12 protein-coding genes are annotated in these 12447 nt (G+C 68.5%); 9 read left to right on the top strand and 3 right to left on the bottom strand.

Annotation, left to right across the window (positions count from 1 at the left end; all coding sequences use genetic code 11):
• Positions 1-107: 107 nt before the first annotated feature.
• Positions 108-2369, bottom strand: coding sequence for a heavy metal translocating P-type ATPase (locus tag BP68_RS10820; RefSeq protein ID WP_496371535.1), 2262 nt, complete (start codon positions 2367-2369; stop codon positions 108-110).
• Between the two features lie 179 nt (positions 2370-2548).
• Here BP68_RS10820 and BP68_RS10825 point away from each other — a divergent pair, with 179 nt between their 5' ends.
• The gene (locus BP68_RS10825) at positions 2549-2746 is read left to right on the top strand and encodes a heavy-metal-associated domain-containing protein (protein WP_496371537.1); all 198 of its coding nucleotides are present in this window, start codon (positions 2549-2551) and stop codon (positions 2744-2746) included.
• The gene (gene cueR / locus BP68_RS10830) at positions 2743-3177 is read left to right on the top strand and encodes a Cu(I)-responsive transcriptional regulator (RefSeq protein ID WP_496371539.1); all 435 of its coding nucleotides are present in this window, start codon (positions 2743-2745) and stop codon (positions 3175-3177) included. Before BP68_RS10825 ends, cueR begins: the two co-directional genes overlap by 4 nt.
• A gap of 14 nt (positions 3178-3191) precedes the next feature.
• On the opposite strand, the gene BP68_RS10835 is transcribed toward cueR, so the two are convergent.
• The gene (locus BP68_RS10835; protein ID WP_496371541.1) at positions 3192-3587 is read right to left on the bottom strand and encodes a VOC family protein; all 396 of its coding nucleotides are present in this window, start codon (positions 3585-3587) and stop codon (positions 3192-3194) included.
• 155 nt (positions 3588-3742) lie between these two features.
• Positions 3743-4483, bottom strand: coding sequence for a TetR/AcrR family transcriptional regulator (locus BP68_RS10840; protein ID WP_496371543.1), 741 nt, complete (start codon positions 4481-4483; stop codon positions 3743-3745).
• Between the two features lie 131 nt (positions 4484-4614).
• Here BP68_RS10840 and BP68_RS10845 point away from each other — a divergent pair, with 131 nt between their 5' ends.
• The 7 genes from BP68_RS10845 to BP68_RS10875 all read left to right on the top strand — a co-directional run bounded on the left by BP68_RS10845 (position 4615) and on the right by BP68_RS10875 (position 12447).
• Positions 4615-5499 (top strand): ABC transporter ATP-binding protein, encoded by an 885-nt coding sequence (locus tag BP68_RS10845; protein WP_496371545.1) that lies wholly within the window; start codon positions 4615-4617, stop codon positions 5497-5499.
• Positions 5496-6377 carry a branched-chain amino acid ABC transporter permease gene (locus BP68_RS10850; RefSeq protein ID WP_496371547.1) on the top strand — a complete coding sequence of 294 codons (882 nt, stop codon included), beginning with the start codon at positions 5496-5498 and terminating at the stop codon, positions 6375-6377. The genes BP68_RS10845 and BP68_RS10850 overlap by 4 nt, the downstream gene beginning before the upstream one ends.
• A 12-nt stretch (positions 6378-6389) precedes the next feature.
• The gene (locus BP68_RS10855) at positions 6390-7427 is read left to right on the top strand and encodes a branched-chain amino acid ABC transporter permease (RefSeq protein WP_496371549.1); all 1038 of its coding nucleotides are present in this window, start codon (positions 6390-6392) and stop codon (positions 7425-7427) included.
• Positions 7428-7479: 52 nt separating this feature from the next.
• The gene (locus BP68_RS10860) at positions 7480-8670 is read left to right on the top strand and encodes an ABC transporter substrate-binding protein (protein WP_496371551.1); all 1191 of its coding nucleotides are present in this window, start codon (positions 7480-7482) and stop codon (positions 8668-8670) included.
• 127 nt (positions 8671-8797) lie between these two features.
• A complete protein-coding gene (locus tag BP68_RS10865; protein WP_496371553.1) occupies positions 8798-9619 on the top strand; it encodes an ABC transporter ATP-binding protein in 822 nt (273 codons plus the stop codon).
• A 172-nt stretch (positions 9620-9791) separates the two neighbouring features.
• Positions 9792-11606: an AMP-dependent synthetase/ligase gene (locus BP68_RS10870; protein ID WP_496371555.1), complete on the top strand. Its 1815-nt coding sequence runs from the start codon at positions 9792-9794 to the stop codon at positions 11604-11606.
• Between the two features lie 61 nt (positions 11607-11667).
• Positions 11668-12447 carry an enoyl-CoA hydratase/isomerase family protein gene (locus BP68_RS10875; protein WP_496371557.1) on the top strand — a complete coding sequence of 260 codons (780 nt, stop codon included), beginning with the start codon at positions 11668-11670 and terminating at the stop codon, positions 12445-12447.

Here is a 12447-nt window from a genome sequence, read left to right on the forward strand (position 1 = left end):
CCTTCCTTGACTTGAGCCGCACCTACCCGGTGCCGCGCGTCAATATGCAACAAAAAGTTGCAGTTTGCCAGACAAAAACACCGATTTCTGTCACGTTCATCACCCAATCACCCCCGCCAGCGCTTGAGCAACAGGGCGTTGGTCATCACGCTGACCGAGCTCAGGGCCATGGCGGCGCCGGCCACCACCGGGCTCAGATAGCCCAGGGCCGCCAGCGGAATGCCGGCCACGTTGTAGGCAAAGGCCCAGAACAGGTTCTGCCGGATCTTGACCACCGTGCGGTGCGAGATGTCCAGCGCCGCGGCCACGAGCTTGGGGTCGCCGCGCATCAGCGTGACGCCGGCGGCGTGCATGGCCACGTCGGTGCCGTTGCCCATGGCCATGCCCACGTCGGCGGCGGCCAGGGCCGGCGCGTCGTTTACGCCGTCGCCCACCATCGCCACCACCTGGCCGCCGGCCCGCAGGGCGTTCACGGCGGCGGCCTTGTCGCCGGGCAGCACCTCGGCCAGCACCTCGCCCTCCTCGGGCCGCAGGCCCAGGCGGCGGGCCATGGCCTCGGCGGCGCCGCGGTTGTCGCCGGAAATCATCACGCAGCGCACGCCCTTGGCGCGCAGCGCGGCCAGCGCCTCCTGCGCGCCGGGCTTGGGCTCGTCGCCAAAGGCCATCAACGCACGCGCCGCCAGGCCATTCGTGACGCGCTCCGCCACGGCCGACACGGTGGCGCCCTGGGCCTGCAGCGCCGCGGCCTGGTCGGCCAGCGCGCCGAGATCCACGCCCAGCTCCTGCATCCAGCGCAGGCTGCCCACCAGGTAGCTGCGGCCGCCCACCTCGCCCTCGGTGCCCCGGCCGGGCACGGCGCGCACACCGTCGGGCGCGGGCACGGCCAGGCCGCGCTGCTGCGCGGCGCCGACCACGGCCCTTGCGAGCGGGTGCTCACTGCCGCTCTGCACCCCGGCCACGGCAGCCAGCAGGGCGGCCTCGTCGGCGCCCGGTTCCACGTGAAACGCCGTCAGCAGCGGGCGGCCCACGGTCAGCGTGCCGGTCTTGTCGAAGGCCACCGTGTCCACGCGATGGGCCAGCTCCAGCGCCTGCGCGTCCTTGATCAGGATGCCGTGGCGCGCCGCCACGCCCGTGCCGGCCATGATGGCCGCCGGCGTGGCCAGGCCCAGCGCGCAGGGGCAGGCGATCACCAGCACCGCCACGGCGCGGATCAGCGCCGTCTCCAGGCCCACGCCGGCCCACAGCCAACCCAGCAGCGTGGCCAGCGCGATCAGCAGCACCACCGGCACGAAGATGGCCGACACCTGGTCCACCAGCCGCTGGATGGGCGCCTTGGCGGCCTGCGCGTCCTCCACCAGGCGGATGATGCGTGCCAGCACCGTCTCGGCCCCCACGGCCTGCACCTGCATCACGATGCGCCCGTCGCCGTTGATGGAGCCGCCCGTGAGCACCGCCGCCTCGGCGGGCCCGTCGGCGCTGCGCGACACGGGCAGCGGCTCGCCGGTCAGCATGGACTCGTCCACCTGCGTGTGGCCCTCCAGCAGCGTGCCGTCCACGGGAATGCGCTCGCCCGGGCGCACCACCAGGCGGTCGCCGGCCATCACCTCGGCGATGGGCACATCCACCTCGCCGTCCCGGCCCAGCAGGTGCGCCACCTCGGGCCGCAGTGCATGCAGCGCCCGGATAGCCGCCGTGGTCTGGCGCTTGGCGCGCGCCTCCAGCCACTTGCCCAGCAGCACCAGGGTGATGACCACGGCCGAGGCCTCGAAGTACAGGTGCGGCACATGGCCCGGCCCATGGGCCGATTCGGCGGTGAACCACAGCCACAGCGACAGGCCGTAGCCCGCAGTGGTGCCGATGGCGACCAGCAGGTCCATGTTGCCCGTGAGGGCCTTGGCCGCATGCCAGCCCGCCTTGTAGAAGCGCGCGCCCAGGATGAACTGCACCGGCGTGGCCAGCAGGAACTGCACCCAGGCCGGCAGCATCCAGTGCTTGCCGAACAGATCGCCGAACATGGGCACCACCAGCGGCGCCGACAGCAGCAGGCCCAGGCCCACGGGCCCGAAGCCCGCCCAGGGCGACGGCTCGGCGGCCTCGCCCGCCTCCTGCTCGGCCAGCGAGCGCGGCTCGTAGCCGGCGTTGCGCACGGCGCGGCGCAGCAGCGCATCCATGCCCGCGGCGGTGGCGGCGTCAAAGACGATGTGCGCGCGCTCGGTCGCCAGGTTCACCGTGGCGTCCTGCACGCCGGGCACCTTGCGCAGGGCGCGCTCCACGCGGCCCACGCAGCTCGCGCAGGTCATGCCGGAAATGCCCAGGTCCAGCGCCCCCTGGGCATCGGCCAGGCCGGAAGAAACGGAAGCAGAGGTCATGAGACGCACCTTGAAATCGATGATGGGCGTAACTTAAGGTCTGACATGGTGGCAAGGTCAAGCCCCGGCCCACCCGGCACGCGGCGCTTGACTTTGACACCATGTCAGGCTTCATGATGCGCTTGTCGGTCACCCGGTGACCCACGCTTCATCCACAGTCCAGCCACGAAAGGGCCATCATGCAATACACGTTTCAAGTTCAGGGAATGACCTGCGGCCACTGCGAGCGCGCCGTGGTGCACGCCGTGCGCCAGGTCGATACCGATGCCATCGTCAAGGTGGACCTGGCCACGGGCCAGGTGGTGGTCGAAAGCGACCAGTCGCGCGAGGCGGTGGCCAACGCCATCCAGGAAGAGGGCTACAAGGTCGCCGCATGAGGCAGCCACCCGCCGCCGCGCAGGGCCGGCCCGTGCCCATCGGCACGGCGGCCGAGCGCGCCGGCGTTTCTGCGCGCATGGTGCGGCACTACGAGTCGCTGGGCCTGCTCAACGGCGTGGCCCGCACGGACAGCGGCTACCGCCAGTACACCGAGGCCGACGTGCACACCCTGCGCTTCATCCGCCGCGCGCGCGACCTGGGCTTTTCCATGGACGAGATCGCCACCCTGCTCGGCCTGTGGCAGGACAAGCGCCGCGCCAGCAGCCAGGTCAAGCAGATCGCGCAGAAACACATCGACAACCTGAGCGAACGCATCGCCGCCATGCAGGCCATGCAGCGCAGCCTGCAGGCGCTGGTCGGCTGCTGCCACGGCGACGACCGGCCGGACTGCCCCATCCTGGACGATCTGGCCGCCCGAACACAGGGGTGAACGCACGCGCCAGGCTATGGCGCCGGCGGCGCGCCCATGGGCGTGCACAACTCCACCAGAAAGCCGTTGTTGTCGTGCACGTAGGCCACGGTCTGGCCCCAGGGCATGGCCTCGGGCGGCTGCACCAGGGCGGCGCCCGCGCGCACCGCGCGCTCCACGGCGGCCGCAACATCCGCCGTGGTGAAGGCGATCTCGCAGCACGGCGCGCCCGCCACCACGCGCTGCGGGTTCTTGCCCAGCTCCGCCATCAGGCGCAGCGACGAGAACGCCAGCGCGGTGGCGCCGGTGTCCAGTTCGCCGAAGTCGCCCGACTCGTGCACGAAGCGCCGGCGCAGGCCGAAGGCCGCCTCGTAGAAGGCCACGGTGGCCGCAACGTCCTCGACGTAAAGAATGGTGTAGCCGAATTGCATGGTCGAAGTCCCGAAAAGCCCGCAGGGGCGAAACCGCCAGCGTAGCCGCAACCGCGGGCTGGGCTTTCCAGACCCGCTGTCGCTCTTATTTTGGTAGCTGCTGGCGCTTTCTCCATGGGCGACTCAAAGGGAAAACACTTCAACCCGCCCTTCCATCAAGCGCTGGACGCTCTCCTTTTAGGACTCTTCGCGGGCGCCACGGCAGGCGCGGCGGGGTGCCTCAAGACCCCGTTGAGCAGCGTGCCGATGCACTGGTCGGCCACCTGCGCGGCGCTGTAGTCGCCGTCGGGCTCGTACCAGCGGCCGATCCAGCTCAGGGCGCCGGCGATCACGAAGGCCGTCATCTTCGGGTCGCACGGCGCCAGCGTGCCCTCCTGCACGCCCTGCGCCACCAGGCGGCGGAACGCCTGGTCGATCTCCGACTTCATGCGGCGCAGCTCGGTGCGGCTGGGCTCGGGCACCTCCTCGTCGCCGATGCGGATCAGGCACATGCCGAAGGGCTGGGTGACGATGTCGGCATACACCCGCATGCAGGCGCGCAGCTGGTCCACCACGTTGCCGCCGGCCTGGCGCGAGGCCTCGATGCCGTCCAGCGTCATGTGCAGGCCCTTCTTCACGCACTCCAGCAGGATCTCGTCCTTGTTCTTCACGTAGTAGTACAGCGTGGGCTTGGTGACATGCAGGCGCGCGGCGATGTCGTCCAGCGAGGTGGCATGAAAGCCGCGCTCGGTGAACATCTGCGCCGCCGTGGACAGCACGGCGTTGCGCTTGGCCTCGCGCTGCAGCTCGCGCTCGGGGGCCTTGGCCCAGGGCGAGGCCGGGTCCTCGGCGCGGCGGCTGCGCCGGGCCGCCTTTGCGGGAAGGCCGGTCTGCGGATCTGTGCGTGATGTGCCCATACGGAATTCCTTCGTGCATCGGGTAAGTACTGATTTTCCAAAAACGCGGCTGCACCAAAATCTACTTTCAAGTAACAAGTCTACGTAAAAGTAGACGACCATCTGTTCGAACAAACCCGTAGAGGAATCCGATGGAGACAACGCTTGCGCGCGGCGCACATTCCGGCGCGCCCCCCAGCGCCCCGCCCTTGCTGCAGGTGGACAGCGTCACGCTCGCCTTTGGCGGCGTCAAGGCGCTGTCGGGCGTGAGCTTCAGCGTGCAGCCGGGCTCCATCACCGCCGTGATCGGGCCCAACGGCGCGGGCAAGACCTCGCTGTTCAACACCATCTCGGGCTTCTACCGGCCCACGGGCGGCAGCATCCGGTTCAAGGGCCAGGACATCACCCGCGTTCCCGCGCCGCAGCGCGCCAAGATGGGCCTGGGGCGCAGCTTCCAGAACATCGCGCTGTTTCGCGGCATGACGGTGCTGGACAACATCAAGCTCGGGCGCCACGCGCACCTCAAGACCAACGTGTTCGACGCGCTGCTGTACATGGGCCGCGCGCGCCGCGAAGAGGCCGAGCTGCGCCGCGACATCGAGGAGCGCATCATCGACTTCCTCGAGATCGACCACATCCGCCACGCGCCCGTCTCGGCCCTGTCCTACGGCCTGCAAAAGCGCGTGGAGATGGCGCGCGCGCTGGCCATGCAGCCGGAAATTTTGATGCTCGACGAGCCCGTGGCCGGCATGAACCGCGAGGAGACGGAAGACATGGCGCGCTTCATCCTCGACGTGCGCGCCGAGTGGGGCGTGACGGTGCTGATGGTGGAGCACGACATGGGCATGGTCATGGACCTGTCGGACCACGTGGTGGTGCTGAACTTCGGCCAGGTCATCTCCCAGGGCGTGCCCGCCGTGGTGCAGGCCGACCCCGAGGTCAACCGCGCCTACCTGGGCTCGGGCAACGTCGATGAGCTGCGCGCCAAGCTGCGCGCGGCCGCCCGCGTCAACACCCCTGCCGGAGCAGCAGCATGATGGATTGGGCCTACCTCTTCGAGATCAGCCTCACCGGCGTCGCCAGCGGCGGCCTGTACGCGCTGGCCGCGCTGGCCTTCGTCATGGTCTACAAGGCTACGCGCGTGGTCAACATCGCCATCGGCGAGATGCTCATGGCCGGCGGCTACCTGTTCTTCACCTTCGCCGCCATGTGGTCGCTGCCGCTGTGGCTGGCCATTCCGGCCGCCGTGCTGGCCTGCGGCCTGCTGGGCGCGGTGATCGAGCGCACCATGATCCGCCCGCTGCTGGGCGAGCCGCCGATCTCCGTCTTCATGGTCACCGTGGGCCTGTCCTCGGTGCTCATCGGCCTGGTGGAGATGATCTGGACGGCCGACCAGCGCCGCCTGCCCGAGTTCATGCCCAGCGACCCGATCATGATCGGCGATGCCTTCCTCGCGCCCAAGGTGGCCTGGGGCGCGGTGGTCGCGGCCGTGTTCATCGCCGCCGTGCTGCTGGTGTTCCGCTACTGGCGCGGCGGCGTGGCCCTGCGCGCCACGGCCAGCGACCAGGCGGCCGCGTACTCGGTGGGCATCAACGTGCCGCGCGTGTTCTCGCTGGCCTGGGTGGCCTCGGCCATGCTGGCGGCCATCTCCGGGATCATCGTCGGCTCCATCGGCGGCCTGTCCTCCAGCATGGGCGTGTTCGGCCTGTCGGTGCTGGTGGTGGTCATCGTCGGCGGGCTCGACAGCGTGCTCGGCGCGCTGGTGGGCGGCATCCTCATCGGCCTGGTCGAGGCCCTGGCCGGCGCCTACCTGGGCGGCGAATACAAGCTGCTGGCCACCTTCGTGGTGCTGGTCGTCATCCTGATGGCGCGGCCCTACGGCCTGTTCGGCACCCACGAAATCGAACGTCTTTAAGGGCTCATCACCATGCGTATCGGAACCCTCAAGGAAACCTACGTCGCCGACGCCGCGCTGTTCGACTCGCGCACCCAGCATGCCTGGCTCGCCGTCACCGCCGCGCTGCTGCTGCTGTTTCCCTTCGTCGCCAGCGACTACTGGCTCTACCTGGCCTGCCTGGTGGCCATCAACGTGGCCAGCGCCACGGGGCTGAACATCCTCACCGGCTACACCGGCCTGGTGAGCCTGGGCCAGGCGGCCTTCATGGGCCTGGGTGCGTACACCGTGGCCATCCTGCAGACGCGCTACGGCACGCCCTTCCTGCTGAACCTGCTGGCCGGGGGCGTGGTGGCCATGCTGGGCGGCATCATCGTGGGCATTCCGTCGCTGCGCGTGAAGGGGCTGTACCTGGCGATCGCCACCATCGCGGCCTCGTTCATCGCGCACTTCCTGTTCGCCAACTTCCAGATCACGGGCGGCACGGCCGGCCTGTCGCTGCCGCCGGCGCAGCTGCTGGGCATCGACCTGGACACGTCGTTTCGCCTGTACTGGCTGATCGTGCCGGTGACGGTACTGATGCTGCTGGGCGCGGCCAACCTGTTTCGCACGCGCATCGGCCGGGCCTTCATCGCCATCCGCGACCGCGACATCTCGGCCGAGGTGCTGGGCATTCCGCTCTTGCGCTACAAGCTGCTGTCGTTCGGCCTGTCGTCGTTCTACGCCGGCATCGCCGGGGGGCTGTGGGCCTACTTCTTCCGCGTGGTCACGCCCGAGAGCTTTCCGCTGTCCATGTCCATCTTCTTCCTGGCGGCCATCATCGTCGGCGGCATGGGCTCGATTCTGGGCGGCATCCTGGGCGCGGTGTTCATGACCATGGTGCCCGAGCTGCTCAAGCTCGTCGTCGACCTGCTGCCCGGCGGCAGCGAGCTGGCGGTGTTCCTGTCGCCCGTGCGCCTGGTGATCTTCGGCGCATTGATCATCGGTTTTCTGGTGTTCGAGCCGCTGGGGCTCGCAGAAATGTGGCGGCGCATCCGCCGCTTCTTCCACCTGTGGCCCTTCCGTAATTGAGTCCGCGCAGGCCACCGCTTCCCGCACATCACAACGACCCAAGGAGACAAACATGGAACAGCAACGCATTTCGCACCAGCGCCGCAGCCTCATGCGCGGCGCCGCCGCCATGGCCGGAGCCGCCGCGCTCACGCACCCGCTGTCGGTGCTGGCGCAGGGCGCCGAGGAGATCGTCATCGGCGGCTCCATCCCCATGACGGGCGTGTTCGCCTTCGCCGGCGTGGGCATCAACGCCGGCATGCAGGACTACGTGAAGATCATCAACGACGCCGGCGGCATCAAGGGCCGCAAGGTGCGCTACGTGCCCGAGGACACGGGCTACAAGGTCGACGTGTCGGTGGCCACGTTCAAGAAGATCACCAGCCAGAACAAGGTGAATCTGTACTACGGCGACTCCACGGGCTTTTCCAAGACCATCAACCCCGAGCTGGAGCGCAACGGCAACATCCTGATGGCCGGCGCCTCCTTCGCCAGCGAACTCAACGACCCCAAGAAGTACCCCCAGCAGTTCCTGGTGGGCCCCGACTACACGGAGATGTTCAGCATCCTGCTGCGCCACATCGCCAAGGAAAAGCCGGGCGCCAAGGTGGCCTTCGTGTACTCCGACTCCGAATTCGGCCGCGACCCGATCGACAAGAGCGAGGCCGAGGCCAAGAAGCTCGGCCTGTCGGTGCCGATCAAGATCATGACGCCCGCGGGCAGCGTGGACGTGTCCACCGAGGTCATCAAGCTGCGCCGCGCCGCGCCCGACTACACCATCTTCCACGGCTACATCCTGGCGCCCATCCCCGAGTTCATCACCCAGGGCAAGCAGCAGGGCATGAAATCGAAGTGGATGGGCACCTTCTGGACCATGGACAGCTCCACCGTCATGAAGATGGGCGAGGCGGGCGACGGCTTCATGGGCGTGATGCCCTACCGCTACTACTACGACACCGAGAAGGCGCCCATGCTGGAAAAGATCCGCGCCCTGCGCCCGGAGTACCAGAGCACGGCCTACATGCAGGGCTTCCTGGCCGCCATGCTGTTCCTCGAATCGGCCAAGCGCTGCCTGGACGCCAACAAGCCGCTCACCGGCGCCAACCTCAAGGCCGCGCTCAACAGTCTCAAGGACTTCGACACCGGCGGGCTGATCGGCGTGCCGCTGACCATCACCGGCAACTCCATCCCCGTGGGCCGCGTCTACAAGGCCGACATGAAGGCGCAGAAGATGCTGCCCGCCTCCGACTGGATCAAGCTCTGACCCTACTCTGTTTTTGATAGCTGCCAGCGCTTTCTGTACAGGACATACAGGCATGAACATGCCTGAAATCCGCACACATAAAGCGCCAGCAGCTATTCAAAAAAGAGCACCGCCCCACCCAGATGCCATGACACAAGCGTCCCCCGACTACGTCCTCGAGGTCAACAACATCGAGGTCATCTACAACAAGGTCGTGCAGGCCCTGCGCGGCCTGTCGCTGGCCGTGCCGCGCGGCCACATCGTGGCGCTGCTGGGCAGCAACGGCGCGGGCAAGAGCACCACGCTCAAGGCCGTCTCGGGCCTGCTGCCGCTGGAAAACGGTGCGCTCGAAGCGGGCAGCATCCGCTTCAACGGGCAGAGCACCACGGCCGTGGCGCCGCAACTGCTGGTGCGCCGCGGGCTGTCGCACGTGATGGAGGGGCGGCGCATCTTCGAAGACCTGACCATCGAGGAAAACCTGGTCGCCTCGACCTACGCGCTCAGCGGGCGCGACGGCGCCACCAGGCCCGACTTCGACCTGGTGTACGAATACTTCCCGCGCCTGCACGAGCGGCGCAAGGGCCTGGCCGGCTACCTGTCGGGCGGCGAGCAGCAGATGCTGGCCATCGGCCGCGCGCTCATCGCCCAGCCCGAGCTGATCCTGCTGGACGAGCCCTCGCTGGGCCTGAGTCCTAAGCTCACCGAAGACATCTTCGGCATCATCGCGCGCATCAACGCCGAGCGCGGCACCAGCATGCTGCTGGTGGAGCAAAACGCCACCGTGGCCCTGGCTGTGGCGCACAACGGCTACATCATGGAGAACGGCAAGATCGTCATCGACGGCAGTGCCGAGCGCCTAGCCAACGACCCCGACGTGCGCGAGTTCTACCTGGGCATGGGCGGCGGCGGCGAGGCCAAGAGCTTCAAAGAAATAAAACACTACAAGCGCCGCAAGCGGTGGCTTTCATGAAGCAACCCCCTGAGGCGCTGCGCGCCTTCCCCCTTCTCTCGCATCGCTGCGCGCTGCGGGAAGGGGGACGCCACCAGCGCGGCGGGGCGGCCCTTGCGCGGTGGCCGCTGACCTGGGTTTCGCCAGTTTTCAAGGTCGCGCCCCGTGCGCAGTGCCATGGATCACACAAGACATGAATCTCCCTGAACTCACCCTGCCCCAGATGCTGCGCCAGCGCGCGCAGCGCGACGCCCAGCGCGTCGCCATCCGGCAAAAGGACTTCGGCATCTGGAAGCCCATCACCTGGGCCCAGTACTACCAGCGCGCCTGCCACTTCGGCCAGGGCCTGCTGCAGCTGGGCCTGCCCGCGGGCGGCCATGTGGGCGTGATCGCCGAGAACCGCATCGAATGGGTGCTGGCGCAGATGGGCGCGGGCCTGGTGGGGGGCATCACCGTGGGCGTGTACCCCACCAGCCCCTCGCCCGAGGTGGCCTACGTGGTGGGCCATGCCGACATCGACATCATGGTCTGCGAGGACCAGGAGCAGACCGACAAGGTGCTGGAGGCGCTGGACCAGCTGCCGCGCCTGAAGAAGATCATCGTCATGGAGACCAAGGGCCTGCGCAGCTTCGCCCCCGAGCACCGCGCGCTCATCGTCCCCTTCGACGAGGTGGAGCGCCTGGGCGCGGGCCTGCACAACCAGGCGCTGATCGACGAGGTGCTGGCGCGCCAGACCATGGACGACGTGGGGCTGATGATCTACACCTCCGGCTCCACCGGCAAGCCCAAGGGCGCCATGATCTCGTGGCGCAACATGCGCGGCGTGACGCCGGGCATCGTGGACCGGCTCGAACTCTCGCGCGACACCACCCACCTGTCCTACCTGCCGCTGTGCCACGTGGCCGAGCAGATGCTCACCACCTTCTGCCCCATCTACCTGGGCTCGCAGGTGAACTTCGGCGAATCCATCCGCACCGTGCAGGAAGACCTGCGCGAGGTGGCGCCCACCATGTTCCTGGGCGTGCCGCGCATCTGGGAAAAGCTGCACTCGTCCATCAGCATCAAGATGCAGGAAACCGGCGCGCTGCGCCGCGCCCTGTACGCGCGCGCCCTGGCCGACTGCGCCCCGCTGGCCGAGAAGCCGCGCAGCCAGTGGACGCTGCTGGAGCGCCTGCGCTACGCCGCGCACTACGCCCTGGTGCTGCGCGCGCTGCAGAACTTCATCGGCCTGCGCGATGCGCGCGTGGCCCTCACCGGCGCCGCGCCCATCGCGCCCGACGTGGTGCGGTTCTTTCGCACCCTGGGCGTGCCGCTGATCGAGGTCTACGGCCTGACCGAATCCACCGGCATGGTCACCGGCCACCAGCGCGACCATGTGACCGCCGGCACCGTGGGCCCCGTCACCGCGGGCGTGCGCTACCGCATCGCCCGCACCGACGACTCGGACAGCGGGGAGTTCCAGATCCAGGGCGACATGGTGTTCGCCGGCTACTACAAGAACCCCGAGGCCACGGCGCAAAGCATCCAGGACGGCTGGCTGCACACGGGCGACGTGGTGCGCGAGGTGGACGGCCAGCTCAAGATCGTGGACCGCTTGAAGGACATCATGATCACCGCCGGCGGCAAGAACCTCACGCCGTCCGAGATCGAGAACACCATGAAGGCCAGCCCCTACATCAAGGAGTGCGTCATCGTGGCCGAGGGGCGCAAGTTCGTCGGCGCGCTGGTGATGATCGACTACGAGACCGTGGGCAAATGGGCCGAGGCGCGGCGCATCGCGTTCACGCATTTCCGCTCGCTGGTGGAAACGCCCGAGGTGCGCCAGCTCATCAACGGCGAAATCGCCACCGGCAACGCCAAGCTGGCCCAGGTGGCGCAGATCCGCAAGTTCCACATGCTCACCAAGGAGCTGGACCACGACGACGGCGAGGTCACCGCCACCATGAAGGTGCGCCGCAGCAGCATCTACAAGACCTACGCCGCCGACATCGAGGCGCTGTATTCCTAAGAAAAACCGGCTGCAGCGCTTTTCCATCAAGCGCTGCAAGCTATCACTTTAATAGCACACCATGAGCGCCCCTCCCTTGATCGCCACGCAGCAAGACGGCATCGCCACCCTGCGCTTCAACCGGCCCGAATCCATGAACGCGCTGGACCTGCCCACCGCGCTGGCCCTGCGCGATGCCGTGCGGGCCATCGCCCAGGACGCCGGCGTGCGCGCCGTGCTGCTGCAGGGCAGCGGCCGCGCCTTCGTGGCCGGGGGCGACCTGGCCGCGCTGCGCGCCGACCCGGTGCAGGGCGCGTGCGACCTGCTCGGCCCGCTGAACGAAACCCTGCTGCTGCTGCAGGGGCTGAACGCCCCCGTCATCGCCCAGGTGCATGGCGCGGCGGCGGGCGCCGGCCTGTCGCTGATGCTGATGTGCGACTTCGTGCTGGCGGCCGAGGGCACCAAGTTCAACCTGGCCTACATCAACCTGGGCACCAGCTGCGACGTGGGCGCATCGTGGGCGCTGCCGCGCCTGGTGGGCCTGCGCCAGGCCCTGGAGATCGCCCTGCTGGGCGACACCTTCGGCACCGACGACGCGCTGCGCCTGGGCCTGGTCAACCGCGTGCTGCCCGCCGCCGAGCTGGACTCCGCCGCCCAGGCCTTCGCCCAGCGCATCGCCGCCGGCCCCACCCTGGCCTACGGCCACATGCGCCGACTGATGCGCGCCAGCCTGGACCGCGACCTGGCCACGCAGCTCGCAGCCGAGGCCCAGGCCTTCGACGCCTGCGCCCGCACCGCCGACCTGCGCGAAGGCATCGAGGCCTTCTTCGCCAAGCGCAAGCCGCAGTTCAGCGGCCAATAA

The sequence above is a fragment of the Diaphorobacter oryzae DSM 22780 genome (assembly GCF_059568935.1).

Coding starts and splice junctions, on each gene's coding strand:
- BP68_RS10820 (WP_496371535.1), bottom strand. CDS start 2,369: ATGACCTCTGCTTCCGTTTCTTCCGGCCTGGCCGATGCCCAGGGGGCG.
- BP68_RS10825 (WP_496371537.1), top strand. CDS start 2,549: ATGCAATACACGTTTCAAGTTCAGGGAATGACCTGCGGCCACTGCGAG.
- cueR (WP_496371539.1), top strand. CDS start 2,743: ATGAGGCAGCCACCCGCCGCCGCGCAGGGCCGGCCCGTGCCCATCGGC.
- BP68_RS10835 (WP_496371541.1), bottom strand. CDS start 3,587: ATGCAATTCGGCTACACCATTCTTTACGTCGAGGACGTTGCGGCCACC.
- BP68_RS10840 (WP_496371543.1), bottom strand. CDS start 4,483: ATGGGCACATCACGCACAGATCCGCAGACCGGCCTTCCCGCAAAGGCG.
- BP68_RS10845 (WP_496371545.1), top strand. CDS start 4,615: ATGGAGACAACGCTTGCGCGCGGCGCACATTCCGGCGCGCCCCCCAGC.
- BP68_RS10850 (WP_496371547.1), top strand. CDS start 5,496: ATGATGGATTGGGCCTACCTCTTCGAGATCAGCCTCACCGGCGTCGCC.
- BP68_RS10855 (WP_496371549.1), top strand. CDS start 6,390: ATGCGTATCGGAACCCTCAAGGAAACCTACGTCGCCGACGCCGCGCTG.
- BP68_RS10860 (WP_496371551.1), top strand. CDS start 7,480: ATGGAACAGCAACGCATTTCGCACCAGCGCCGCAGCCTCATGCGCGGC.
- BP68_RS10865 (WP_496371553.1), top strand. CDS start 8,798: ATGACACAAGCGTCCCCCGACTACGTCCTCGAGGTCAACAACATCGAG.
- BP68_RS10870 (WP_496371555.1), top strand. CDS start 9,792: ATGAATCTCCCTGAACTCACCCTGCCCCAGATGCTGCGCCAGCGCGCG.
- BP68_RS10875 (WP_496371557.1), top strand. CDS start 11,668: ATGAGCGCCCCTCCCTTGATCGCCACGCAGCAAGACGGCATCGCCACC.